At 61.9% G+C, this 23,500-nt stretch carries 23 protein-coding genes and 1 pseudogene; 7 read left to right on the forward strand and 17 right to left on the reverse strand.

Annotation, left to right across the window (positions count from 1 at the left end):
* Positions 1-98: 98 nt before the first annotated feature.
* From FHT97_RS02220 to FHT97_RS02250, 7 genes are all read right to left on the reverse strand, one after another.
* Entirely contained in the window at positions 99-434 is a 336-nt protein-coding gene (locus FHT97_RS02220; protein ID WP_183859587.1) for a phage head closure protein, read from the reverse strand.
* Positions 434-1,003: a head-tail connector protein gene (locus FHT97_RS02225; protein ID WP_183859588.1), complete on the reverse strand. Its 570-nt coding sequence runs from the start codon at positions 1,001-1,003 to the stop codon at positions 434-436. The genes FHT97_RS02220 and FHT97_RS02225 overlap by 1 nt, the downstream gene beginning before the upstream one ends.
* Positions 1,004-1,078: 75 nt before the next feature.
* Positions 1,079-2,338, reverse strand: a complete 1,260-nt coding sequence (locus FHT97_RS02230; protein WP_183859590.1) for a phage major capsid protein — start codon at positions 2,336-2,338, stop codon at positions 1,079-1,081.
* Positions 2,339-2,349: 11 nt separating this feature from the next.
* Positions 2,350-2,934, reverse strand: coding sequence for an HK97 family phage prohead protease (locus FHT97_RS02235; RefSeq protein WP_183859592.1), 585 nt, complete (start codon positions 2,932-2,934; stop codon positions 2,350-2,352).
* A gap of 35 nt (positions 2,935-2,969) precedes the next feature.
* The gene (locus FHT97_RS02240; RefSeq protein ID WP_183859594.1) at positions 2,970-3,287 is read right to left on the reverse strand and encodes a DUF6107 family protein; all 318 of its coding nucleotides are present in this window, start codon (positions 3,285-3,287) and stop codon (positions 2,970-2,972) included.
* A 172-nt stretch (positions 3,288-3,459) separates the two neighbouring features.
* Positions 3,460-4,617: a phage portal protein gene (locus FHT97_RS02245; protein ID WP_183859596.1), complete on the reverse strand. Its 1,158-nt coding sequence runs from the start codon at positions 4,615-4,617 to the stop codon at positions 3,460-3,462.
* Between the two features lie 72 nt (positions 4,618-4,689).
* On the reverse strand, positions 4,690-5,946 hold the full coding sequence (locus tag FHT97_RS02250) for a sensor domain-containing diguanylate cyclase (RefSeq protein ID WP_183859598.1): 1,257 nt from the start codon (positions 5,944-5,946) through the stop codon (positions 4,690-4,692).
* Positions 5,947-6,181: 235 nt separating this feature from the next.
* Between FHT97_RS02250 and FHT97_RS02255 the strand changes: the two genes are divergently transcribed.
* The gene (locus tag FHT97_RS02255) at positions 6,182-7,162 is read left to right on the forward strand and encodes an SDR family oxidoreductase (RefSeq protein WP_183859600.1); all 981 of its coding nucleotides are present in this window, start codon (positions 6,182-6,184) and stop codon (positions 7,160-7,162) included.
* Positions 7,163-7,214: 52 nt separating this feature from the next.
* Here the strand turns inward: FHT97_RS02255 and FHT97_RS02260 are convergent, their stop codons facing one another.
* Positions 7,215-7,523, reverse strand: coding sequence for a Dabb family protein (locus FHT97_RS02260; RefSeq protein ID WP_183859602.1), 309 nt, complete (start codon positions 7,521-7,523; stop codon positions 7,215-7,217).
* A 19-nt stretch (positions 7,524-7,542) separates the two neighbouring features.
* Positions 7,543-8,229 carry a glycoside hydrolase family 19 protein gene (locus FHT97_RS02265; protein ID WP_183859604.1) on the reverse strand — a complete coding sequence of 229 codons (687 nt, stop codon included), beginning with the start codon at positions 8,227-8,229 and terminating at the stop codon, positions 7,543-7,545.
* Between the two features lie 150 nt (positions 8,230-8,379).
* On the opposite strand from FHT97_RS02265, the gene FHT97_RS31395 reads away from it, so the two are divergent.
* Complete coding sequence (locus tag FHT97_RS31395; RefSeq protein ID WP_259126774.1) at positions 8,380-8,511, forward strand: hypothetical protein; 132 nt, start codon at positions 8,380-8,382, stop codon at positions 8,509-8,511.
* A gap of 4 nt (positions 8,512-8,515) precedes the next feature.
* On the opposite strand, the gene FHT97_RS02270 is transcribed toward FHT97_RS31395, so the two are convergent.
* Together FHT97_RS02270 and FHT97_RS02275 are read right to left on the reverse strand one after the other, a co-directional pair.
* Positions 8,516-9,982, reverse strand: coding sequence for a terminase family protein (locus FHT97_RS02270; protein ID WP_183859606.1), 1,467 nt, complete (start codon positions 9,980-9,982; stop codon positions 8,516-8,518).
* A 43-nt stretch (positions 9,983-10,025) separates the two neighbouring features.
* Positions 10,026-10,595 (reverse strand): hypothetical protein, encoded by a 570-nt coding sequence (locus FHT97_RS02275; protein ID WP_183859608.1) that lies wholly within the window; start codon positions 10,593-10,595, stop codon positions 10,026-10,028.
* A 253-nt stretch (positions 10,596-10,848) separates the two neighbouring features.
* Here FHT97_RS02275 and FHT97_RS02280 point away from each other — a divergent pair, with 253 nt between their 5' ends.
* The gene (locus FHT97_RS02280; protein ID WP_183859610.1) at positions 10,849-11,193 is read left to right on the forward strand and encodes an MmcQ/YjbR family DNA-binding protein; all 345 of its coding nucleotides are present in this window, start codon (positions 10,849-10,851) and stop codon (positions 11,191-11,193) included.
* A gap of 6 nt (positions 11,194-11,199) precedes the next feature.
* On the opposite strand, the gene FHT97_RS02285 is transcribed toward FHT97_RS02280, so the two are convergent.
* Positions 11,200-12,111, reverse strand: coding sequence for an SDR family oxidoreductase (locus FHT97_RS02285; RefSeq protein ID WP_183859628.1), 912 nt, complete (start codon positions 12,109-12,111; stop codon positions 11,200-11,202).
* A 102-nt stretch (positions 12,112-12,213) separates the two neighbouring features.
* On the opposite strand from FHT97_RS02285, the gene FHT97_RS02290 reads away from it, so the two are divergent.
* Positions 12,214-12,768: a TetR family transcriptional regulator gene (locus FHT97_RS02290; RefSeq protein ID WP_183859630.1), complete on the forward strand. Its 555-nt coding sequence runs from the start codon at positions 12,214-12,216 to the stop codon at positions 12,766-12,768.
* Between the two features lie 7 nt (positions 12,769-12,775).
* On the opposite strand, the gene FHT97_RS02295 is transcribed toward FHT97_RS02290, so the two are convergent.
* A complete protein-coding gene (locus tag FHT97_RS02295) occupies positions 12,776-13,264 on the reverse strand; it encodes a YcgN family cysteine cluster protein (protein ID WP_183860723.1) in 489 nt (162 codons plus the stop codon).
* 183 nt (positions 13,265-13,447) lie between these two features.
* Between FHT97_RS02295 and FHT97_RS02300 the strand changes: the two genes are divergently transcribed.
* Positions 13,448-15,586 carry a transglycosylase domain-containing protein gene (locus FHT97_RS02300; RefSeq protein WP_183859632.1) on the forward strand — a complete coding sequence of 713 codons (2,139 nt, stop codon included), beginning with the start codon at positions 13,448-13,450 and terminating at the stop codon, positions 15,584-15,586.
* 378 nt (positions 15,587-15,964) lie between these two features.
* Complete coding sequence (locus FHT97_RS02305; protein WP_183859634.1) at positions 15,965-17,650, forward strand: arylsulfatase; 1,686 nt, start codon at positions 15,965-15,967, stop codon at positions 17,648-17,650.
* A gap of 57 nt (positions 17,651-17,707) precedes the next feature.
* On the opposite strand, the pseudogene FHT97_RS30735 reads toward FHT97_RS02305, so the two are convergent.
* A pseudogene (locus FHT97_RS30735) lies at positions 17,708-17,883 on the reverse strand (DUF1214 domain-containing protein); the annotation flags it as partial.
* A 150-nt stretch (positions 17,884-18,033) separates the two neighbouring features.
* On the opposite strand from FHT97_RS30735, the gene FHT97_RS02310 reads away from it, so the two are divergent.
* Complete coding sequence (locus FHT97_RS02310; protein ID WP_183859636.1) at positions 18,034-19,734, forward strand: adenylate/guanylate cyclase domain-containing protein; 1,701 nt, start codon at positions 18,034-18,036, stop codon at positions 19,732-19,734.
* 108 nt (positions 19,735-19,842) lie between these two features.
* On the opposite strand, the gene FHT97_RS02315 is transcribed toward FHT97_RS02310, so the two are convergent.
* From FHT97_RS02315 to FHT97_RS02325, 3 genes are all read right to left on the reverse strand, one after another.
* On the reverse strand, positions 19,843-20,565 hold the full coding sequence (locus FHT97_RS02315; protein WP_183859638.1) for a DJ-1/PfpI family protein: 723 nt from the start codon (positions 20,563-20,565) through the stop codon (positions 19,843-19,845).
* Positions 20,566-20,861: 296 nt separating this feature from the next.
* A complete protein-coding gene (locus FHT97_RS02320) occupies positions 20,862-22,268 on the reverse strand; it encodes a DUF1254 domain-containing protein (RefSeq protein ID WP_183859640.1) in 1,407 nt (468 codons plus the stop codon).
* A 77-nt stretch (positions 22,269-22,345) separates the two neighbouring features.
* Positions 22,346-23,362, reverse strand: a complete 1,017-nt coding sequence (locus FHT97_RS02325) for a DUF1254 domain-containing protein (RefSeq protein ID WP_183859642.1) — start codon at positions 23,360-23,362, stop codon at positions 22,346-22,348.
* Between the last annotated feature and the right edge of the window lie 138 nt (positions 23,363-23,500).

The following is a 23,500-nucleotide window of genomic DNA, read 5'->3' on the forward strand; positions in this document are numbered from 1 at the left end:
CTCCCACCTCCCTTTGCCCGCGGCCTTGCGGCACCCCCCTCGCGACAGCCGCGCCAGGATCTCCGCCAGATCGCGGAGTGTGATCGCCATGGCGGTGTTCATCGACCTTCCTCCTCACAGAGGCAGCAGAGATAGCGGCCGGTTTCATCAGGGTCGCGCCAGCTGCCTATAGCAAACAGCCGATCGCCCTTGCGCAACCGCATCCCGGCCCTGATGTCGCTGCGGAACCGCAACCAGATACGATGGGTCAGCGTGAAGACATCTGCACCGGCCCGCTCTTCCCGTATCTCCGCCAGCGGTTCGATCCGCGCCCACACCGAGGCAACAGCAGTGAAGGTGACAGTCGCACCGCCCTGTCCGTCCAGCGCTTCTTCCGGTGCCTCCAGTTCAAGCCGCGCCGTCATCTGGCCAGGATCGAAGAAGACGGATCGCATCAGAGCCTCCGCATCAGGAACGGTGCGACCAGCCGGTCGTAGCCAAGAGGGATGTCCGCCGGCTGGTCCTCGACGGCGACGGCGCCCCTGAAGGCGAACATCTGGGCGACATGCATCAGCATCGCGCGCTTCAGCGTGTCCGGTACGTCGGCCCCGCTCTCGCCGAAACCGGCGGAAAAATCGATCTCGATGCCGTTCACGGCAATGGCAGGATTCAAGTTTCGATCAAGCACCAGACGCGCCGGCCGGGCATTGCCATCGAGCACATGGCCGGTCGCGGGCAAGACCACCTCCTCGCCTGCCTCATCGTAAATGATTAGGCTTTCAATGGCTTGCACCGGACCTTTGGCAATCTGAATCACACGATCTTCAGGTATCGATTCAAGATGGAGGCGCCAGACCTGCGTGATCAGGCAGAGGCCGGTCGTGCGCTCCAGATGCTCGCGGGCAACGCGGATCAGCGAAGCCAGCAGCGCGTCTTCGTTGCCGTCGTCGAGCCGCAGATGGGCCTTCACCTCGGCAAGCGTCAACGCTTCCGCGACAGGCGGGGTAATCAGTGCATAGGTCATTGACGATCCTAGATTGGTGTGGCGCAGGCATGTTCGGCAGGCGGATGCGGGCAGCCGCACCCGCCTTGCCTAGGATCAGCTCACGGCGAACTTGATGAGCTTGATCGCCTCGAAGTTTTGCACCCCACCGCCGACACGCTTGGTCGTGTAGAAGAGCACGTAGAGCTTGGCGGAATAGGGATCGCGCAGCACGCGCACGCCGGTGCGGTCGACGACGAGATAGCCGGCACGGAAGTCGCCGAAGGCGATCGACAGCGCATTGGCCGCGATATCGGGCATGTCCTCCGCCTCGACAACCGGGAAGCCGACCAGCGATGCCGCCTCGCCCGCCGTTGCCGGCGGCTGCCAGAGATAGCGGCCGTCGCCATCCTTGAGCTTGCGGACCTCGGCCTGCGTCTTGCGGTTCATGACGAAGTTGGCGTTCTGCCGGTGTCCGGCCTTCAGCGAATAGATCGTATCGATCAGGGTGTCGGAGGCGCCCGTCGTCTTGAAGGCGCCAGCCGCGCCCGTCGCGATATAGCCGAGATTGCCCCAGCTCCAGGCGCTGTCGGCGACCACGGTATAGGCGAGGAAGCCCTTCGGCTTGTTGGTGCCGTCGCCGTTGACGAACGCGGCGCCCTCCTGCTCGGCAAAGACGGTATCGACCTCGCTCGATATCCAGGCCTCGATATCGACGGCGGCATCGTCAAGCAGCGCCTGCGTTGCCGCCGGCATGGCGTAGAGCTCCATGGTCGGGAAGGAGAGTTCGGCCAATTGCGCGCTTGACGTCTGCGGGCGGGCCGCCGCCTCGGCCACCCAGCCGGCCGCCATGCCCGCGGTCGCGAACGGCTTCTTCAGCACCGAGCAGGAGACCTGACGCACGGTCGCAAGCGAGCGGATCGGCGAAACGACGGAGAGGCGGCGGCCGATCTCGGTGTCCGTCTCGGGCGGCACGAGATAGCCGCCATCGCTCCCTGATCCCGCCGACATCGCCTTGGCCTCGAGCTCGCGCAAGCCGGCCTCGTCGCCGCGGCGGATATACTGCTCGAACGCCGCCTTGTGCTCGTTGGCCTCGACGCCGTTTGCGCTGCCACGCCCGAGCGGCGGCCGCGCCTTCTTCAGCGCCAGCTGGTCGAGCACCTTCTTCTGCTCGTCCATCGCCCTCGTGATGCGGTCCATCTTGTCGCGGGTGACGACATCGGCCGTCAGCTTTTCCTCGATCTCACCGAGGCGGCGGTCATTGGTATCCTTGAAGGCTTCGAACGCCTCCATGAACTCGTCGAAGGCAGCCGTCATCTCAGGCGCCGCCTTGATCTCCGGCGCGATCCGCGAACCTGTCTCATGCATGTCGGTCATGTCCCGTTTTCCTATCTGAAGGTTTCTGTCAGCATCATCCGGGCGGCCCGGCGCATGGCGCGGACAAGCTCGGTCTCCTTGTCGCGGAACCACCGCGCATTCTTGATGTTCTGGACGCGCGCCGAAGGCAGCATCGGGAAAGTCACAACAGAGATCTCCCAGAGGTCGGCTTCGAGGATGCGGCGCACGCCCGACTTCGCATCGGTCTTGGCGCGCACGGTGCGGAAACCGATCGAAAGCCCGTCGAGCGCGCCGTTCTTCAGGAGCTGATGCACCTCGCGTGCCCGGGAGACACCCTCGGCGAGCATGCCCTCGACATAGAGGCCGCGGCTGTCCTCGCGGATCGTCTTCCACGCGCCGATCGGTTCGGCCGGGTCATGCTGGAAGAGCATACGCACCCCGCCCGCACCGCGCTCGGCCAAGGACTTGCGAAAGGCGCCGCGCTCGATCGCATCCTTGCCGAGATCGACTTCGCCGAAGACGCTGGCATAGCCGGAAAAGCTGCCGTCGCGCTTCAGCCCCCTGAGCTCCAGATTGGCGAACTTGCGCGTATCCGCGCCCATGGGTGATCGCGCCAGCGCGCGGCTTGCGGTCATGATGCTCTCCTCGTTTGTTGGAATGGGCTTGCGGGCTAGCGCCCGCGGGCACCGTATCGCCCGGCGATGCGCGACAGGATGCCGAGACCCCACCAGGCGCAGAGGCTTGCCGCCGCTGATCCAGACAGCACGATCTCGGAGGCCGAGAGGCGATCCGCCAGCGCCAGCCTTTCGGCAATGCAGATACCGGTCGGCCCGCCGAAGATCGTGCCGCAGGCAAGGCCGGTGAAGAAGCGGCTGGCGGCCTCCCGCCGGCTTTTCGGCAGGAGGTAGACGAGCGACACCGCCGCCCCCGCCGACGCACCGAGCGCCCTGGTCGCCCAGAGCCCGGCATCGTTGGAAAGGTCTGTCATCGCAGGGATCCTTGGTTGAAGGCAGGAAAAATCAGCCGCAGTCGCGACTTGGCGCCGCCGATTTCAGCGTGTCGTCCCCGCATTTCAGCGAATCTTTTGAACCGCTTGGGTGGGTTTGTTTGAATATTGAGTCCAGGCGCTCAGAGTTTGATTCATGCGCCGGCGCAGGCGTTCAGTACCCCACTGCCTGCCGCTTCTCCTCGTCGGTCAGGAAGGCTGCGCTTCCCACCCGCGTCCACAGCTGATCGCGCTCGGCCGCCAGCCCGGCGACCTTGTCGAGATCGGGCTCCAGCCGCAGACGATCCTCGTAGTGGCCGGAGAGCCAGGCCGAGAGCGAGGCGGCGGTGCGCGTCAGCATCGGCAGCACCGTCAGCCGGTAGAAGGCGCGGTTCGCTTCCTGATAATTGGCGTAGGTGTTGTCGCCGGGAATGCCGAGCAGCATTGGCGGCACGCCGAAGGCGAGTGCGATGTCGCGGGCGGCGCCATTGCGCGCCTCGACGAAATCCATGTCCTTCGGTGACAACCCCATCGACTTCCAGTCGAGCCCGCCTTCCAAAAGCAGCGGACGTCCGGCGCGCATCGGGCCGGAATAGCCCTCGTCGAGTTCCTGTTTCAGCCGCTCGTACTGGTCGGGCGAGAGATTGCCGCCCTCCTTCGGCTGGTAGACCAGCGCGCCTGACGGGCGGGCCGAATTATCGAGCAGCGCCTTGTTCCATGTCGCGGCTGCATTGGAGAGATCGAGCGCCACCTGAGCCGCTGCCAGCGGCGGGAAACCGAGATGATCGTCGAGCGGATGGAAGAGCTTCAGGTGCAGCAGACCCAGCCCTTCCGTCTCGGCCGGAAATCGGCGCACGGAACCGCCGGCACGATAATCATAGGCCTCGGGCCACCCGTCCCTGCCTTCGACGATGCCGATGCGATCAGGCCGCAGCAGATGCAGTTCGCGCAGGCTGCCGCCGACCAGCAGCGGCTCGACATAGGCGTTGCCTGAGAGAAGCAGATGTCCGTAGAGCGCCTCGAAGAAATCAGGCCCACTCATGCGCCCGTTCGGCTGCCCAAGCAGCGACTGCACCGCATGATCCGGTCGCTCGCGATCGCCCTCGTAGAGCAGCCACGGCACCGAGGCGGCGGCTTCAGCAATCAGCCGGACGCTGCGATGCGCGACCGGGTTCTTCATGAAGCCCTCGCGCGACAGGGCGGCGTATGAGCGGCCAGTCCAGCTCGCCCGCCCTTCCGCGGTCAACGACATGAAGCCGCCCGCGGTCTTCGTCTCAGGCACGGCTTTGCGACCCGCCGCGGAGCCCCACGGCAGCAATGATCTCAATCTCATGGTTGGTATCCTGGAGTTAGGCGGACTCTCGAGCCTGTGGCGTGATGACAGCCAATCGCAGGTGAAGCCCGATCAGGCCTTGAAGGCGACTTCTATGGTTTGCCGGTCCTGCGCCACGATCCGGCATTTGGTCTCGAAACCCTCGCCCTTGATCATCAGGACGAATTCCGGAGGTATGCCAGCGGAACTGGAGACGGAGAGCCCCGCGCTGTCGGTGCCGAGCGACCTTATGGTGCAATCGATCGTCGAGCGGCGGTCATTGAACATGATGGACCCTGCTTTCAGAACGCGACGGCGAGAGCCGGTCGGACCATCAGCACCGATGGAGTTCCACGACACGCATCGGTTTCGACCGTTGTGCTTGGCGTGGTACATCGCGGCATCGGCCTGAGCCAACAGCGTCTCGATATCCCTGGTGATGATCGAAAGCGCCGAAACGCCGAAACTTGCCGTCACGTTCAATTCGCCGAAAGCTCCTCGGATCGGCAGGCACGCGATCGCCATCCTTACCTTTTCGGCGACGGCGACTGCCCCTTCGCGATTGATATGCGGAAGGAGAATGGCAAACTCCTCGCCCCCGAGCCGGCCGAACAGATCTCCCACCCGCAGGTTCGCCTTGCACGTTTCAGTGACCGCATGAAGCACCTGATCCCCCACGGCGTGGCCATGGGTGTCGTTGACGCTCTTGAAGCGGTCGATGTCCAGAACAATGCAGGACAGGTCATGCTGATGTCTCAAGGCAAGCGACAGAAGTTGATCGGCCTCCTGCCGGAAGGCGCGGCGGGTAAGCGTGCCCGTGAGGCTGTCGGTTGCTGCCGACTGCAGCAGCTCGATCCGGTCCATCGCGACGCCCGCCAGTTCGTGGAGAACAAAAAGGTCCCTGGAACTGAATGATCTGGGGCGGCGATCGATCGCACATACCGTTCCGATAACGTGGCCACCCTTGGTTTTCAAAGGCACGCCAGCGTAAAACCGAACGTGGCTTTCTCCCGTTACGGCCGGATTGTGCGCGAACCGCGGATCGCGCGTAGCGTCCTGCACGACAATCGGCTCCTCGCGGTCGACCACGTAGCGGCAGAAGGTATCTTCAAGCGGAACCTCGTCCGCCGCCAGACCGGAACACGCCTTGTACCATTGCCGATGCGCGTCGATGAGAGACACCAGGCCGATGTCGACCGCGAAGATCTCCTTTATCAGGCGCACGATGCGCTCGAAGCCTTCGTCCTTCGGGGTATCGAGGAGGTCAAGCTGCTCCAGCGCCGCGAGACGCTCGATTTCCCGCTTTTTCGCGTCCAAGGACGATGTCCCGAAAGCCCTCACAACCACCATGCAGCATCGCTCCTAGCCCAGCTGAGATAGCATGCGTCTCATACATTCGTGAAGAAATTCAATACCGCTTTCCCCATCACAATATCGATGGCTTGTCAGAGTGGGACGGGAGAGGCAGGCCTGCCTGCTTGCCGTCCGGGACGCCATAGCCTCGCCAGATTTGCGCAAGACGCCCACGCCCTTTCGCGCTATGAAGGTGACCCTGATCCCGCCCGTCACCTACTGAGGTCCCCACATGGCTTTGAATGTTCTTTTCATTGGCGGCACCGGCCAAATCTCTTACCCGTGCGTCGAGCGCGCCGTTGCCGAGGGTCATCATGTCAGCATCTTCAACCGCGGCCTGAGACAAGACCCCTTGCCTGCAGGCGTGACCTCGATCGTCGGCGAACTTGGGTCGCCGGAATACGCGGAGCTCGCCAAGGCCAACTACGATGTCGTGTGCCAGTTCATCGCCTTCACGCCCGACCAGATTGCGCGCGATATCGAAGTGTTTTCAGGCCATTGCGGCCAGTACATTTTCATCTCCTCGGCCTCGGTCTACGAGAAGCCGGCTCGTCATTACGTGATCACCGAGAAGACGCCGGCGATCAATCCGTACTGGCCCTACAGCCAGGCCAAGATCGCCTGTGAGGAATTGCTCAAGCAATCCGAGAACCTCGCCTGGACGATCGTTCGCCCCAGCCACACCGTCCGCACCGGACTGCCGATCATGATGGGCGATAGCGACGTCATGGCAAGACGCATGCTGGACGGCGACCCCACCATTGTCGCCGGCGATGGCCACACGCCCTGGACGCTGACCCGCTCTGTCGATTTCGCGGTACCTTTCGTCGGACTTTTCGGCAAGCAGGCCGCACTTCGCGAGATCGTCCACATTACGTCCGACCGTGCGCACATCTGGAACGATATCCAAAGGGCGATCGGCAGACTGCTCGGCGTCGAGGCCAAGATCGTTCACGTACCGACCGAGACCCTGATCAAGTATAATCCGGCCTGGGAAGGTCCCCTGATCGGCGACAAGGCCTGGACTGCGATCTTCGACAACTCCAAGGTCAAGAAGGTGGCGGGTGACTTCACCTGTGCCGAAAGTCTGGATGAGATCCTTGCGGAACCGATCATGCACCTGAAGCAGCGCCTCGCCCAAAATCGCCCGCCGAAGGGTGAACTCGATGTTCTGATCGACAGGATTTGCGCCGAGCAGAGTGCTCTTGGCTAGGCTCGTTTGTTGCCTTCCGCCTCTGTAACGTGAAGAGCAGGCCGCAGCGGCATTACCGCAGCGGCCGCTTCACCGCCGCGTCGCTCTCGTAATCCGCCGCCATCCGCATTTCGCGGATCGGGCGCACGAGGTCGATGGAGCGCTGGTAGTCTGGATGCGCCTTGTAGGCTGCAAGCGCGGCTTCATCGTCGAATTCGCCGTAGACCACGAGGTCGACGTCAGTGCCGAGCTGGTCGGTCTTGATGTTGGTTCCGATCTCCAGCAGCCGCGCATGCGGGATCGCCGTCAGGATCGACAGGCCGGCGCGCACCTTTTCCAGTTGCTCCGCGGGCGCTGTGAAGAAGACGATGTGGCGGATCACGCGGAACTCCTGTCAGGGTCTAGCCGAAGACCCGCGCGATAGCACGCGGGAGCCAGCCCTTCAACCGCGCAAGCCATCCCGCCGGCTGTTCGTGGCGGATGGCAGCAAGGAACGTCTTGCCGTAGCCGGCGAGCTTTTCCGCCCTATCGGTGCCATTGACGATGCGGCGGGCATTAACCCAATCATCCGTCGTCTCGTTCAGGTGGTCGGCGAGCTTGTGATTGGCAAAGGAGCCCCGCACCATGCCTTCGATCAGGATCGAAACGGCGGCATCCATCTCCATCGCCCGGTCCGGCTCCGCGACCAGGTCGATGCCTGTCAGTTTGCTCATGGCCTCGTAATTCCGCTTGTGAGTGAGCTGCACCAGGCCGCGGCCAAGCCAGCTCTTGCCGTCCTCGTCAGGGCGCCAGTAAGGCGTCTTCACCCAGGAGAGCTTGCCTGACGCATAGGCGTTCTCCAGGATCTCGATCGCCCGGGCGTCGGTAGCCGCCAGTGTCTCGCGCACCGGCTGCATCGTAAAGGCCGTCTCGTGGTAGGCCGTCGCCAGGATGTAGGCGAGCCAACGCGGATCGGCATCCGGCATCCGCGATTCCCAGAAATCGAGAATCGCCGTCATCCCCTCCACCTGAGGCTGATTAAGCGTTCCCTTGAACAGCGCGTCGCGCACCGTGTCGAAGAAGAAGGGCCTGTCGATGTGGATAACCATAGTAACCGCCTCAAAAAGTGGTACGGCGTTGTACGCCTCAATCGATTAAAATTAATTCAATCGTTTAAAGTGTTTAAGCGCCTGATTTACACGCAGTTTAAGCCGTGCCAGTGATTAACTCACCGTTAAATCAAGCCCTTGGAGGAGAGCATGCAGCAGCCGGCCAACAGCAATCAGCCGACCATTCCCCAGCATGTCGTCGACCAGCTCGAAAACGAATGGCGTCAGGTTCGCCCGGAGCAGCAAGCGCCGCGCCCGGCACAACAGCAACCTCAACGCTAGTCCTTCAGACGCCCCTCACCCGGGGCTCTCCATGTCCCTCCAGCATCAGTGCCGTCAACGCCCAGACCAGCGCGTCCAGCCGGTCTGGCGAACGGCCCGACGAAAGCCCGTCCGGACCAAAGTCGCACATCTGGTCTTCCAGCGCGACAAACCTCCCGGCATGGGCAACCCGCCCCTGCTCGTAGAGTGCCGCGACTGGTTCAGCCCTCAAGTATTTACCGCGCGTCGCGCGCACGGTCGAGACCGGCAGGCTCTCGTCGATACTCCTTAGCATCGATGCCACCATGTCACCGCCCTGGTTGATTTCGGCCACGACCCGGTCCGCCGAAAAGCGCCTGTAGGCGCGGACCACCGCGCTCGCCCAACCGGCCGGGCTTGCGCCCTGAACCGAACAATCGGCAAGCACCACCGCACGCCCCGACGCCTCCAGCCCCGCCACGACAATGCCGCAGCAGGACTGCGCGCCGGCCGCCGCCGGCGGATCGACCGCCACCACGACACGTCTCAACTCTCCAGTGAAGCGGATCGTGGCAGCCTCGATCATCTCGCGCCGCCACAGCGCGTCTTCGCGATCCTCAATCAGTTCACCGTCGAGTTCCTGACGCCCGAGCCGCGTGCCGCCGTAGCGGTGCGCCAGCGCATCGATAAAACCCGGCGCCAGATTGGCCGCATTGGCAAGCGTGCTGATCCGTGTCAGCCGCGTGCCTGCATCAGCGATCAATTCCTTCAGCAGCGGCACCGGCCTCGGCGTCGTCGTCACCAGCTGGCGCGGAAAACTGCCGAGGCGCAGGCCGAACTGCAGCATGTCCCATGTCTCCTGCCCATGCTTCCATTTCGCCAGCTCGTCGCACCAGGCAAAATGAAACTGCGGGCCGCGCAGACTTTCCGGATCCTCGGACGAGAAGATCTGTGCCACCGCGCCATTCGGCCAGACGAGCCTGCGCCGGGAAATCTCGAACTCCGGGCATCCCCGCCGCGCGATTCGGCAGATACCGGAGACACCATCGATCATCACCTCGCGCGCGTCGCCGAGCGTTTCGGCAATCAAGGCGATGCGCAGATCGGAACGCCGTTCCGCGCTCGCCAGCGCATGAATCCATTCGGCCCCTGCCCGCGTCTTGCCGGAGCCGCGCCCACCGAGGATCAGCCAGGTGCGCCAGTCGCCCGCCGGCGGCTGCTGTTCGAGACGGCCGGAAAAACTCCAGAGACCGTCGAGCGGGTTCCAGAGCCCACGCTCGTCGGCAAAGCGAACCAGGGGGTCATCCATGGGCATCCGCTCCGCCGGTCCCGCAGCCCCGTCCAGCCGATCAACCTCGGTCGGACACGAGGGCCCGGAGGTTGCGAGCGGCATCGCCGCTGGGCTCATCTCCGTCGCCAGGGTCGCGCCCTGCTGCACACCGGCCGCCACGACCGTCCGAACCGTTGTCCGTTCCGCTGCGATGAAGGTCATCTCCTTGCCATGCCGTGCCATGGTTTTCTCAAGCCGGCGCCGGAGAGACCGCGACACTTGACCCTTAGCCGGTATCGGCTTGGCGAGCGTCGCCGGCAGCGGCGTCACCTTGACCGGGAGGACCGGTAACCTGCCACTCGGCAAGCAGTTGCCGCGCCCGCTGTTCCGCCAGCTCGTCGATGCGCTCAAGAAACCGCTTCTTCGCATCTTCAAGCCCCATCGCAGCGTCATTCTCTTCCGCGGCCAGCTCGCGGTCGCGCGCGGTCTGCCGCTGCAGCTGATCGACCTTCTCCAGCGTGCGCACGATCAGCGACATCGCATCGGTCGCCGCCTTCAGATCGGCCCGCGCAAGCTTTGCCGCTGCCTCGTCGCCGCCTGAGCAAGTCGCTTCCGCAGCCCGTCGCAATTCGCGGAAAGCGATGAACTGGTCGCGCATCTCCGCCGTCATCTCGTTGAGCAGGACCCGCAGCTCCTCGGCAGGTGAGGCCGGACCGGACTTGATCTCAAGGAAATAGGCCTCAGCCGCCGCCCTCGCCTGGGCGTCATCCGCTTCATGATGCAGCAGATCGCCATAAGCACGTCTCTGCGGCCAGAAGCCGTAAAGCTCTGGTTCGAAACTCTCGATATCGATCATCGGGACCCTCGCTGACGGCTGCCTGGCGGCCAGAAATACAAAAGCCGGGTCGAACGCCCGGCTTGCAGATCCGGAAAGCTTGGGGCCAGCACTTCGCCGCGCCCGCAACTTTCCGACTATGCCATAACCCTATCAAGCGACCGTCACGCCGTCAAGGATTATTTTCCTATCTGCTGAAAATTTTCCGAAAGTACCGGCTGCTTGAGTTTTTCTGATTGGTCTGCCTCCATCAGCATGTGCTAATTTTAACGTCATGAACCAGGAAGAGCTCATTTCCTTTGCGCTCAGCCTGCCGGAGGCGGTGGAGAGCACGCATCATGGCACCCGCGATTTCCGCGTGCGCAGCAAGATATTCCTGACGATGCCGGAGCAGGACTACTGTGTCGTCCGCCTGACGCCGGACCAGCAGCATATGACGTTAGCGGTGGCGCCCGACGATACGGCCGCCGTCCCGGGCGGCTGGGGGCAGCGCGGCTCGACCCGGCTCTTCTACGGCAAGGCGAGCGACGAACTGGTGCAGGATCTGGTACGCAGGTCGTGGCAGAACGCGGCGCCGAAAACGCTGCAAAGACAGTTCGTTATCATCCCCTCCGGCTAAACTGATTCAACGGTAGCCGGTGGCGTCGGCGGGTTTGCCCGCCTCCATCACCTCTTCCATGTAGCGCCAGCAGTCCGGTCTGGAGCCGTCCAGGTCGTCAAAGCCGTAGACCTTCGCAAGCCCGCCGCTCGACAGCGACTGGCCGTTCCAACGCGCGCGTTCCGGATCGGCGGCAAGGGCTGCCACCGCCCGGCCAGTGAAGCGCGGCGTCTCGGAGATGACGAAATGCGGCTGCACTGATGTCGCGTCGCGCCAGTTCTCCTCGGTGACGCTGAAGATATCGAGCATCATTTCCGAACGCATCCAGCCGGGCGTCAACGCCACCGCGGTTGCGCCATGCGGGGCGAGATCCTTGGCGTGCGCCCAGGCCATGCGGATCACGCCCGTCTTGACGAGATCGTAATAGGGGCAGAGGCGGTAGTGGGTCGCGTTGTATTCGGCGGTGCCGTCGGTCAGTTCGACCAGCACCCCTCCGGGACGCTCGATCATCAGCGCCAGCGCAAAATGCGCGGTGATCAGATGCGTGTCGATCGCCAGCCGCAGCATGTGCAGCCCCTTGTCCAGCGAGTGCTCCCAGACCGGCTTGTTCCATTCCGTCAGGTGCTCGCCGCCCCAGATATCGTTGACCAGGATATCGAGCCAACCCTGTTCGCGGCGGATGCGCTCGACCAGCATCTCGACCTCGGCCGGCACGGTATGATCGACGCGAACGGCGATCCCCTCCCCGCCCGCAGCGGTCACCATCTCCGCCGTCTCCTCGATCGTCTCCGGGCGGACATATTCCGACTGCTGTGCCCGCGTCGTGCGGCCGGTAACGTAGACGGTGGCGCCGGCGGCGCCGAGTTCCACGGCAATGCCGCGACCGGCACCGCGCGTGCCGCCGGCCACGAGGGCAATCTTTCCTGAAAGCACTGCCATTGCTTGTCCTCCACACCAGAGCACGCCACTGGATTTTCACCATTCAGCTTGAATATAAACGAACGTTCGTTCATATTCATCGTGAACGCAAGAGGAAACTTCATGCCGCGCCCCCGCACGCTTTCGGACGAACAGCTTCTCGACATGGTGCTCGGGCTCGTCCATGCGGAAGGCCCCGATGCGGCAAGCTTCGGCGCGGTGGCGAAGATCAGCGGTCTCTCGGGCTCGACGTTGGTGCAGCGCTTCGGCACCAAGGCAGCAATGCTGCGGGCCTGCCTGTTGCGTGCCTGGGACCGGCTGGACATGGAAACGGCCCGGCTGGTCCAGTCTGTTCCCCAAACGCCCGAGGGCGCCATCGACCTGCTCGCCGGACTTTCCAAGGATTACGGCGAGGATGCCGCATCTTACGCGGAAGGCCTGCTCGTCCTTAGGGAGGATCTGCGCGATCCCGCGTTGCGCGCCCGCGGCGCGGCCTGGGGAAAGACACTGGCCACAGCGCTCGACCGATGCCTCGGCGCCCAAGGTAAAACTCGTGTTGGACGGCTGATGCTCTCCCAATGGCAGGGCTGCCTGCTCTGGTGGGGTTTCGAGCCACAGGGCTCGATCGAGGACTATGTGCGCGGCGAGCTAAGGCGATTTCTTAGCTCGCTCACCTAGCTCGGTGCTACTTGGCAGTCTCCGGCGCCTGCGCTTGCACTTCGTCGCCCACCGTCAGCGGCCAATCCACCACGTAATCCTCGAAGTCGTCGACCTTGACCTCGGTTTCGCTGATCGTCCGGCCTCGCGCCGAAATACCGGCGGCATGCACGGTCTCGGGATCGCCCGACACCAGCGGATGCCACCAGTAGAGATCGCGGCCCTCGTTGATCAGCCGGTAACCGCAGGTCGGCGGCAGCCAGGCGATCTCGTCGACGTTTTCCTTGGTGAGCTGGACGCAATCGGGCACGAAGTCCCACCGGTTCTCGTAGGACGAACAGCGACAGCTTTGATCGTCGAGCAGCTTGCAGCGGATCGAGGTGAAGTAGATATCGCCGCTATCCCACTCCTCGAGTTTGTTGAGACAACAGAGGCCACAGCCGTCACATACGCTCTCCCATTCGGCCATCGTCATCTCGGCGAGCGTCTTCGTCTTCCAGAAGGGTATTTCGTCCATCATTCCGTTCTTGCAACAGCTCCGCGCAAAATCGCGTGAGAGCTTCCATTTCTCTTGTTCTTGTCAGGCAAATCAACCAATGATTCACCAAGCTCCGGTTACTCCGGGGCACTGTCGGCAGATTTGCCATAGTCCGGCGTCAGGTTCGTCCGGCGTCGAACTGATCGGGCGGGAATATAAGACGTGACGGATCCGGACAATCCAGAAAAACGGCCGCGCAAGCAACGCCACCTGCTTTTGAAGATCGACTCGTGGATCGATTCGACCATCTGGAACGCCGGTTTCCGCTCCGCCGAGATCTGGGAAGACATCACCATCTTCTTCCGCCGCTTCCGCGTTCGCGGCTGGAAGCGCATCGTCTTCGAACTGGCCGGCGAAGGTCTGACATGGGGCTCCGTCGGCGCCGTGCTGATGCTTGCCCTTGCCCAGCCTGCCTTCGAGGCTACCAAGGAAGATTGGCGCAATCGCGGCGACTACGCCGTTACCTTCCTCGATCGCTATGGCAACGTCATCGGCCATCGCGGCGTCATCCACCAGAATTCCGTGCCGATCGACGAGTTGCCTGACGCGCTGATCAAATCGGTGCTTGCAACCGAGGACCGGCGCTTCTTCGACCATTTCGGCATCGACGTCATCGGCCTCTTCCGTGCGGTTGTGACCAACGCCCAGGCCGGCGAAGTCGTGCAGGGCGGTTCGACGCTCACGCAGCAACTCGCCAAGAACCTGTTCCTTTCCAACGAACGCTCGATCGACCGAAAGATCACCGAAGCCTTCCTGGCGCTGTGGCTCGAAGCCAACCTTTCCAAGAAGGAGATCCTCTCCACCTATCTCGACCGCGCCTATATGGGTGGCGGCACGTTCGGTGCGGCGGCGGCGGCGCAGTTCTATTTTGGCAAGAGCATCACCGACGTCAATCTGGCCGAATCCGCCATGCTCGCCGGCCTGTTCAAGGCGCCGGCCAAATACGCGCCGCACGTCAACCTGCCGGCAGCGCGCGGCCGCGCCAACGAGGTGCTGACCAACCTCGTGCAAAGCGGGTTGATGACCGAGGGCCAGGTGATCGCCGCCCGACGCAACCCGGCGACAGTCGTCGACCGCAACCAGGTGGAATCGCCCGACTTCTTCCTCGACTGGGCCTTCGACGAGGTGATGCGACTATCGCCGCGCTTCCACCAGCATTCGCTCGTCGTTCGGACCACGATCGACATGGGCCTGCAGAGCGCGGCCGAAGATTCCGTCGAGACGTCGCTGCGTGAATATGGCGAGAGCTACCACGCCAAGCAGGGCGCGATGGTCGTGCTCGAGAACGGTGGCGCTGTGCGCGCCATGGTCGGCGGCCGTGATTATGGCGAGAGCCAGTTCAATCGCGCCACCAAGGCGCTGCGCCAGCCGGGCTCGTCGTTCAAGGTCTATACCTATTCGGTGGCGATGGAGAGCGGCATGACGCCGGATACCATCGTCGTCGATGCGCCGATCTACTGGGGCAACTGGAGCCCGCACAACTACGCCAACAAATATGCCGGCCGCGTCACCATCGCGACCGCCATCGCCCAGTCGATCAACACCATTCCGGTGCGGCTTGCCAAGGAGAAGCTCGGAATCCAGCCGATCCGCGCCATGGCGAAGAACCTCGGCGTGGAATCGCCGGTGCGTGACGACGTGACCATCCCGATCGGCACCTCCGAGGTGACCGTGCTCGACCAGGCGACCGCCTATGCCGTCTTCCCGGCAGGCGGCTACCAGTCTCGCCGCCACGGCATCACCCAGGTCCTCGACTACGGCGGCGACGTTCTCTACGACTTCGACCGTGACGAGCCGCCCGCCAAGCGGGTGCTCTCCGAAAAGGCCGATACCTACATGAACCAGATGCTGTCGCGGGTGCCCTATGTCGGCACGGCGCGAAAGGCCGCGCTCGACAACGGCATCCTCACCGCCGGCAAGACCGGCACGACGCAGGCTTATCGTGACGCCTGGTTCATCGGCTATACCGGCAACTACACGGCCGCCGTCTGGTTCGGCAACGACGACTACACCTCGACCAACAAGATGACCGGCGGCTCGCTGCCCGCCATGACCTTCAAGCGCGCCATGGATTATGCCCATCAGGGCATCACGCTTCGGCAGATCCCCGGCACGCAGCCGCTGCCGCCCGACAAGAACGCCAAGACCGTTGCCGCAGCCAAGCCGGAGGAAGGCAGCCCGGCTCCCCTCGTTCGTCCGCGGATGCTCTCGGTCGAGTCAACCCGCATTATCAAGGATCTTGGGCAAGCGCTGAAGACGGCCCCGCCGCTGGCGGCGCAGAAGGTGGCGAGCGCCGACTGAGATCCACTGGCTTGACCTTAGCCGCCGCCGGACAATCCGGAACACGCGTCTTGCGCATTGGGGCCTAGTGTCGGCGTCGCACTTCAATCTGGCGGCGAAAGTGAAGATATGCGATATTCGCGCCCGGGACGGTTGCCAACACTCAGGCAAACGCCAGAGCGAGCATTTCATCGCTAGCCATTGACGTTTCGATGGCGGGTGGGCCTCTCGTCACCCTATGGCGAGCAATCAGAGCTGCATTCACACAACTCAGCATATCCCGCTGTGGCGGCGTCGTGCCGCGCAGTTTCACAAACTCAGATCGTCACAGGCATGAGGGCACCCTTTTGCTGTGAGAAAACAATCGCGATTAGATCAGTGAAACGGAGGGCATCAATCATGAGTAGCACGAGAAACCTTTGCTTTGGTCTGCTGGCTTCCGCGTTGGCGACCGCGCTGGCCCCGCCAGCAGTTGCGCAGCAACAGCAGCCAAAGCCGAACATTGTCGTCATCATGGGTGACGATGTCGGCTGGTTCAACCTAGGCGCCTATCACCGCGGAATCATGTCCGGAAAGACCCCTAACCTCGACAAGCTGGCGTCTGAGGGCATGATGTTCACCGACTATTATGCGGAGGCGAGTTGCACTGCCGGCCGGGCGAGCTTCATCACCGGGGAAATTCCTTTGCGGACCGGCCTGACGACCGTCGGCCAGGCGGGCGCCGATGTCGGCATGCCCGACAAAGCTGCCACCCTGGCCACCGTGCTGAAGGCCGAAGGATACGCTACCGGCCAATTTGGAAAGAACCATCTTGGCGATCTGAACAAGTATCTGCCGACGCTGCATGGCTTCGATGAATTCTTTGGCTACCTCTATCACCTCGATGCGATGTCAGACCCCTATTGGTATTCGTTTCCTAATGACCAATCGTACCGAGATAAATTCGGGCCGCGCAATTTGGTCCACAGCTTTGCAACGGACACTGACGATACAAGCGAGCTGCCCCGTTGGGGCAAGGTCGGCAAGCAGCGGATCATAGACGAGGGTCCCCTCGCACCATATCCCGACATGTCCAACGTCCCGAACATGCATGACATAGTACCCAAGGCCAAGTACGACATGGGCACATTCGACGAAGTGCTGGTCAAGGCTTCGTGCGACTTCATGGACAAGGCCAAGACCGACGGAAAGCCGTTTTTTGTCTGGCACAACACGACGCGCATGCATGTCTGGACCTATCTGTCGCCCAAGTACCAGGCCCTCATGAACAGCGACACCAACTATGGTCTTGAGGAAGCCGGCGTGGCGCAGCTCGACGACAGTGTCGGCGCCCTCATGAAATGTGTCGAAGACGCAGGCCAAGCCGATAACACCATCGTCGTTTTCACGACCGACAATGGGGCGGAGGTCTTTACCTGGCCGGACGGTGGCATGACGCCATTCAAGGGCACCAAAGGCACAGTCATGGAGGGAGGCTTCCGCGCGCCGGCCATCATCCGCTGGACGGGGAAGGTCAAGCCGGGATCAGTCGAGAACGGCATTTTCTCGGCCCTGGATTGGTTTCCGACGCTAGCGGCAGCAGCCGGCAATACCGAGATCACCGACCAGTTGCTCAAGGGTGTGAAGCTCGGCGACAAGACCTACAAGAACCATCTTGATGGCTACAATCAGTTGGACTTGTTGCTGGGCAAATCACCCTCCGCACGACATGAATTCTTCTACTTCGGTGGCCCTGCCCTGGGGGCAGTTCGCCTCGATAACTTCAAGTTCCAGTTCTTCCAACAGCCGCAGGGCTGGCCCGGCGGCAAGGTAACGACTGACATGCCCACCATGGTCAACATCCGTCAGGATCCGTTCGAGCGGACACCATCGATTGGTCAGCAAAGCCTCAATGATCAAGGTGGAGGCTACATGAACGACTTCTTTGCGCGCGAGTTCTGGCGGTTCGTCAGCGTTCAGCAGGAAGTCGCCAAGCTTGCTCTCACGGCGGTCGACTATCCCCCGATGCAGGATCCGGCCTCGTTCAATCTGGATGCTGTAAAGCGGCAGATCGACGCTGCGATCAAAAACAAGCCGGGCAACTGATCGACCCTGCTCAAAAGGACGGGTGGCCCCAATCAGGCTACCCGTCTGTATCCGAGCAGACCGGACGGCATCCGCGAGCACCCATTTCTTGTCAAGGAATTCCTTGGTCGGGCCACAGGCGCGGAACATCAGCTCGAACTTCCTTTTCGGATCAGTCGGGACCCAGTTGGCCTCTTTGCCTTTCGGCGCGCCTAGGGACCAAAATAGAGATCGATGGAACCGTCCGCTTTCCGTGGACAGTCATGTCCGTGTCGTCCACCTCGACGCCGTCGTTCACAAGAAGGATGAGGGCTCGATGGAGGTGGAGATCGCCACTTACCACTTGTTGACTCACCCGCAGTTGAACAATAATTTGCTAACTCAGTCGTTAGGCTTGTCCTCACATGACGGATCAATCTCTTCAGCGTCGCCTTGCCGCCATCGTCGTTGCCGATGTGGTGGGATTTTCACGCCTGATGGAGGCTGATGAAGTCGCAACGCTGGCGAGCCTCAAGGAACTTCGTTCTGGCGTCATCGAGCCGGCGGTGATGCGTAACAACGGTCGCATCTTCAAGGTCATGGGCGACGGATTCCTAATCGAATTCAGTAGCGCGGTGCACGCGGTCGCTGCAGCATTGGAAATGCAGCGGGCCACCTCTGCTGTTTCCGGTGACCGGCGCTTGCTTTTGCGTGTAGGCGTCAATCTGGGAGATGTCGTTGACGACGGTTCAGACGTCCTCGGCGACGGCGTCAATGTCGCGGCGCGCCTCGAGACGCAGGCCGCACCGGGAGGTATCTGCATTTCAGCCAACGTTCACGGCGAGATTGTCGGCAAGATCGGCGATCGGTTCTTTGATGGAGGCGAACGCTACCTGAAGAACCTGACCCGCCCGGTCCACGTGTGGCATTGGCCGGATGCGCTGCAGAGCATGTTGCCGCTGCCCGAGTGTCCCTCGATCGCTGTATTGCCTTTCACGAATACGAGTGGGGATGAAGCGGACGCGCCTTTCGTCGACGGCTTGACCGAAGACCTCATCATCGACCTTTCCCGTACGGCTGGCCTGTTCGTCATCGCGCGCAATTCCGTGAACGGCTACAAGGGCAAGCCGGTTGATGTACGGTTGGTCGCCCAGGAGCTCGGCGTCCGCTACATCCTTGAGGGGAGCGCCAGACGTGCAATGGGCCGTGTCCGTATCAATGCCAAATTGATCGACGCGCTTGGCGGCCAGCAATTGTGGGCCGACCGGTTTGACAGGACGGTGGAAGATGTTTTCGAACTACAGGATGAAGTTAACGCCAAGATTGTTGAAGCCCTCGTCGGCCGGCTGACCATCCCGGCGCAGCGTAATCGGCCGAAGAACTTTGAGGCCTACGATCTATGCGTGCGCGCCCGCCGCCTGACGGAAGAATCGCCGCAAACCGAGCGTGAGGCCTATATGCTGCTCCAACGCGCGGTTGAGCTCGAGCCATCATATGCTGAGGCCCTCGGCCTGCTCGCCTATAACCGTTGGCTTGCCTGGACTCATTTCGGCGAGCCCGAAGATCCTAACCGTCGGATGGCGGCGACGTTCGCACAGGAGGCGGTCGAACTAGATCCCAACGATGCCGGCTGCCGTTACGTTCTGGGGACCATTTTGGCTTATGAGCAGCGATGGGAAGAATCGGAGGCCGCCTTCGCCAAGGCCCTGGAGCTGGACCCCAACCACGCCGACACCTGGGCCGCCATGTCGGACGTGTCCGTGCTGGACGGCAGGGTTGCCGACGGACTAGCGCAGATCGAAAAAGCTCTGCGGCTCAATCCCCATCCAACCTGCTGGTATCTCTGTCATCTCGGGCAGGCGCAATACGCCGCGCGTGACTATGAGGCGGCAGCCGCTACACTCCGCAGGGAAGACACGTATCGTACCAACTCACGCAAATTCCTGGCTGCGACGCTTGCGCAGTTGGGCCACCGTGAAGAGGCGCGACGAGAAGCAGAATTGTTCCTGATCGCCCACCCTCATTTCACGATCAGCCATTGGCTCAACTCCCAGCCGCTACGCGATGCATCTGTACGAGACCACTTTGTCGACGGCTTCCGAAGGGCCGGCCTGCCGGAACGGTGACAACAGGTGGCCCGAACGGGCCGCCCGTCAGCGCTCTTGGGTCTGCGCATGCATTACCGCAAAGCATCCGGCAGGCGTTGGCAAAACTTCGGCGGAAAGGGCGCCGCCTCAGGGAACGCCCGTCGCTGCCCGCTTCTCCAGTGCCTTTCTGATCGCCGTATGGCTGCTCTCATTTCGCTGCACCATCAGCGACGTTGCCGCTGCGCTTGCCTTGTCGGGATGGCCCGCGTCAAACGGGGGTGAAGGATCATATTCGATCCCCAGCTGAATGGCCTGGGCGACCTCGGGCCCGGCGACTTCCGCAACGACACTGAAAGCGAAATCGATCCCCGCCGTGACACCGCCTGAGGTGACAACGTTGCCATCGCGCACAATACGCCCTTCTTCGTGGATCGCGCCGACCAGTGGAAGCAGGTCGACATAGGCCCAATGCGTCGTCGCCCGCCGCCCCTCCAGCAATCCGGCTGCGCCGAGCAGAAAGGCGCCGGTGCAGACCGACGTTACGTAGGTTGCCTGCCTCCCCTGCCGCCCAACGAAATCGACCAGTTCGGAATCCGCAAGCGCCTCCATGACGCCGGAGCCACCCGGCACGCAAAGCAAGTCGAGCGCGGGGCAAGTCTCAAATGTGTCGGTCGGCAAGAAAGCAAGACCGCGATCACTCGAAATCGGCTGCAAGGTCTTTGCGACAACGTGGGCCTTAACGTCAGGGAATTTGCTTGGGACTGAAAGCGAGGGCGGAGTTCCGAGCCTGCTCAAGACCTCGAACGGCCCGGTGAAGTCAAGCTGCGTAATCCCGGGAAAGATCACGAAGCCGAGGTTGAAATCGGACATGCTGCATTCTCCCCCCATAGGCACATACAATGGCGATCATAGCACTCTACACACGCCTGCAACCGCGGAGAATTAACCGCTCCCCAGCCATGACATTTGGTGCGCCAGGGCAACCGCGCCCACGCCAGACCGTTCGAAGAGGGCCCGACACTCACCGCCACGGTCGGGCGGCCCCGTCTGTGTTAGACCCGCGCACAGGAGATGAAGAGACCAAGTCCCCATTTTGCGAACCTGAATCCATTGGTCATGCATCCATCCTCCAAGCGAGGTGAGCCATCCGCATGCCTTGAACGACACTATTTGTCCACGCGGACGACATCCGCCAGTACCCATTTCTTGTCAAAGAACTCCTTGGTCGGGCCATAGGCGCGGAACATCAGCTCGAACCTCCTTTTCGGATCCGTCGGGACCCAGTTCGCCTCTTTGCCTTTCGGCGCCTTGGGACCAAAATAGAGATCGATGGAACCGTTGCCGTTCTTGGCAAGCTCGGGAATTTGCGACGAGCGGCTGGCACGCGACACGTTCTTGATCAAGGCGTGCGTCTGCCGGTCATAGGCCGTCACCGACCAGTACTGCTGAACAGGGACATGCGGCGGGACGTTCAGCCGATAGGTGGCGCGACCGTCGAACTCGCGGCCATCCTTGTCGCGGATCGAGATCGAATAGAATTGCCCCGCGCCAAGCCGTTTGAGACCGATATAGGCGTAGCTGTAGGCGACGCCGCGATGATCGACCGGATAGGCATTTTCCTCGTCGAAGCCACGTCCGCCCGCCTGGATCAGGTCCGGATAGGTTGGAAAGGTCCAGCGGCTCTTGTCGCTGAAGAACGGTGGAAATCCGGCATCATACTTTGCTTCGAGCAGCAACTGCGCGTCCTTCATGCCCTTGCTCAGCAGCGATTTCATATGCTGATCCGGTTCGAACGGTTTGCCCTTCTCGATACCGAGGGATTTCAGCTGGTCGATCATCACGCGATCGCGCACGATCCATGGTTCTTCCTGAACGACGCGGTTGAGGTTCTCGAAGAAGCTCGTATCCCATTTGATCGTGGAATCGAACAGAACATCCTTTACGTCGCTGAAGACCGTTTCCGGCGGATTGCCGGAGGCCGACAGCGGATAGATTTTCAGCTTCTTGCCATATTCGATTGAAGCCTGAACATCCGCATCGGCGTGGCTCGGAAGGTTGGAGCGAAGCAGCATGTAGCCGCCGTCCACCTCAGACTGAAGCGGAATGAACCCGTCCGGAAGCTTTTCCTTGTAGCCCGGCGGCAGCACCACGAACTTCCCGCCCTTGCCCTTGTCGATGCCGAGCAGGCCGGCATCCTCCAAAGGCAACTGCCATGCCGTAACGATGTTGGCGTTGAAGGATGCTTTGGCCTCCGCAGGCGGCAGATCCAGAACCACCGGGCCATCCTTGGTGGTGAAGAACACCATGAAGTAGAGCGCGTCCGGATTGGGGGTCAGGGTCTGGTTCCGCCAATCCAGCGGGCGACCCCAGTAGATGACCTGGCCCACCTTCCCCGGTGTCTTGGCCAGCATTTCCTGGCGCATCAGGTCATAGTTGACCACAGGCATACCCCAGACGACCGCCTGCACGGCCTTTCGCTCGATCTCCCTGTCGAACACCTGCTGCGTGGTTCGGTCCGCTGCAATGGCAGGAACCCCAAGCAGCAACAGGCACAGCAACGCGACGAATCTCATGGCGTCATTCCTCCAGCACATGTTGCGGGTGACGGATGTTGCCATCTATCCCCGCGCGGTCGTGACGACCCGATCAGCTATTGCATTGCCTTTGGGAACTGCCACTTTCCGTCCAGGATATCGGCGCTCGGCCGATACAGGCGAACCATGTAGTTCCAGCCTTCTGTTATCGGCAGGCAGTTGGCGGTCTTTCCGTCACATCCGCCGAACTGAACATGCACGGAGCCGTCATCGTCCTTCTTGGCGGTGACATTGTTGAGCGTGTAGGCGTTCAGCTTGTTCGGCTGGTAATAGCCTTTCTCGTTGTAGACGCTGATGGACCAGAATCCTTCAACTGGCACATCCTTGACCTCGAGCTTGTAGATGGTTTTGCCGTCGTTCTTCTCGGGCGTGACATTGAGATAGGTCGCATCCTTCTGTGGATTTCCGCCCCAGGCCGAAGCTGCGCCGATAAGGCGTCGAACCGGGTCAACGTCTTCCTTCGTCCCAAACATCCGGTTTGTGTCAGGCAGCGTGGCAGCCAGTTCCAGCAGCGCCTTTCTCACTTTCGTCTGGCTTGCCTGATCCCAATGGGGAACCTCGAAACTGCCAGGTGACTTCTGTTCCACCTTGATCGCGTCCTGGAGGGCATGCGCCTGTTTTACGTCTTCGGCGTCATGCGGATTTACAAGCGTCCGAACGGCGACAACCACATATCGCGTTCCGATCTTGTCCTTGACGAGGGTGTAACTCCCCGGTTCGTAAATGACATCATGCGTGTACTGATCGATGACCTGCATCGACATGAAGCGCTTGCCGGCGCCCGGAAGTGTTACCGTTACTGGCCCGGCACCGAGATCGAAGACAGCGGCCGAATAGAGCGTGTCGCGGTTTGTCCGGATGACGAGCTGATGATCGATCGGACTGAGTTCGCGATGATGCTTGAACTTTGCGAAACCGTCGTCCTTGACGATGTTCCCGAAATAGAGATCAGATTCAGCCCGCGGGAAGTTGTCGGGCGTCACCGGAACGGCGTCCTTGGTAGCGGCCTGCGCGAGAACGCCGTTGGTGCCCAGCACCAAAAGCAACGCCGTGATGACTGCCTGCTGCCCCATATGTCAGTTCCTCCATTGGTTCTTCACTCGGAGCAAGCCTTCCACCGAGATAAGGGAATTGGAAGTACGTTACGGTAAATTCGACGCAACAACCTCAAGGGACCATTCAGCCACGCCGCGCAAGGGCAGCCCGCCAGT

Source organism: Rhizobium sp. BK399, assembly GCF_014194695.1.
Taxonomy (GTDB): domain Bacteria; phylum Pseudomonadota; class Alphaproteobacteria; order Rhizobiales; family Rhizobiaceae; genus Rhizobium.

Bases quoted from the DNA above. Each gene is read 5' to 3' on its own strand.
- FHT97_RS02240 (WP_183859594.1), bottom strand. From the start codon at position 3,287: ATGACAGACCTTTCCAACGATGCCGGGCTCTGGGCGACCAGGGCGCTC.
- FHT97_RS02265 (WP_183859604.1), bottom strand. From the start codon at position 8,229: ATGGTTATCCACATCGACAGGCCCTTCTTCTTCGACACGGTGCGCGAC.
- FHT97_RS02250 (WP_183859598.1), bottom strand. From the start codon at position 5,946: ATGGTGGTTGTGAGGGCTTTCGGGACATCGTCCTTGGACGCGAAAAAG.
- FHT97_RS02235 (WP_183859592.1), bottom strand. From the start codon at position 2,934: ATGACCGCAAGCCGCGCGCTGGCGCGATCACCCATGGGCGCGGATACG.
- FHT97_RS02280 (WP_183859610.1), top strand. From the start codon at position 10,849: ATGAACCAGGAAGAGCTCATTTCCTTTGCGCTCAGCCTGCCGGAGGCG.
- FHT97_RS02315 (WP_183859638.1), bottom strand. From the start codon at position 20,565: ATGTCCGATTTCAACCTCGGCTTCGTGATCTTTCCCGGGATTACGCAG.
- FHT97_RS02305 (WP_183859634.1), top strand. From the start codon at position 15,965: ATGAGTAGCACGAGAAACCTTTGCTTTGGTCTGCTGGCTTCCGCGTTG.
- FHT97_RS02295 (WP_183860723.1), bottom strand. From the start codon at position 13,264: ATGGACGAAATACCCTTCTGGAAGACGAAGACGCTCGCCGAGATGACG.
- FHT97_RS02310 (WP_183859636.1), top strand. From the start codon at position 18,034: ATGACGGATCAATCTCTTCAGCGTCGCCTTGCCGCCATCGTCGTTGCC.
- FHT97_RS02290 (WP_183859630.1), top strand. From the start codon at position 12,214: ATGCCGCGCCCCCGCACGCTTTCGGACGAACAGCTTCTCGACATGGTG.
- FHT97_RS02270 (WP_183859606.1), bottom strand. From the start codon at position 9,982: ATGGCACGGCATGGCAAGGAGATGACCTTCATCGCAGCGGAACGGACA.
- FHT97_RS02325 (WP_183859642.1), bottom strand. From the start codon at position 23,362: ATGGGGCAGCAGGCAGTCATCACGGCGTTGCTTTTGGTGCTGGGCACC.
- FHT97_RS02220 (WP_183859587.1), bottom strand. From the start codon at position 434: ATGCGATCCGTCTTCTTCGATCCTGGCCAGATGACGGCGCGGCTTGAA.
- FHT97_RS02275 (WP_183859608.1), bottom strand. From the start codon at position 10,595: ATGATCGATATCGAGAGTTTCGAACCAGAGCTTTACGGCTTCTGGCCG.
- FHT97_RS02255 (WP_183859600.1), top strand. From the start codon at position 6,182: ATGGCTTTGAATGTTCTTTTCATTGGCGGCACCGGCCAAATCTCTTAC.
- FHT97_RS02320 (WP_183859640.1), bottom strand. From the start codon at position 22,268: ATGAGATTCGTCGCGTTGCTGTGCCTGTTGCTGCTTGGGGTTCCTGCC.
- FHT97_RS02230 (WP_183859590.1), bottom strand. From the start codon at position 2,338: ATGACCGACATGCATGAGACAGGTTCGCGGATCGCGCCGGAGATCAAG.
- FHT97_RS02285 (WP_183859628.1), bottom strand. From the start codon at position 12,111: ATGGCAGTGCTTTCAGGAAAGATTGCCCTCGTGGCCGGCGGCACGCGC.
- FHT97_RS02245 (WP_183859596.1), bottom strand. From the start codon at position 4,617: ATGAGATTGAGATCATTGCTGCCGTGGGGCTCCGCGGCGGGTCGCAAA.
- FHT97_RS02225 (WP_183859588.1), bottom strand. From the start codon at position 1,003: ATGACCTATGCACTGATTACCCCGCCTGTCGCGGAAGCGTTGACGCTT.
- FHT97_RS31395 (WP_259126774.1), top strand. From the start codon at position 8,380: ATGCAGCAGCCGGCCAACAGCAATCAGCCGACCATTCCCCAGCATGTC.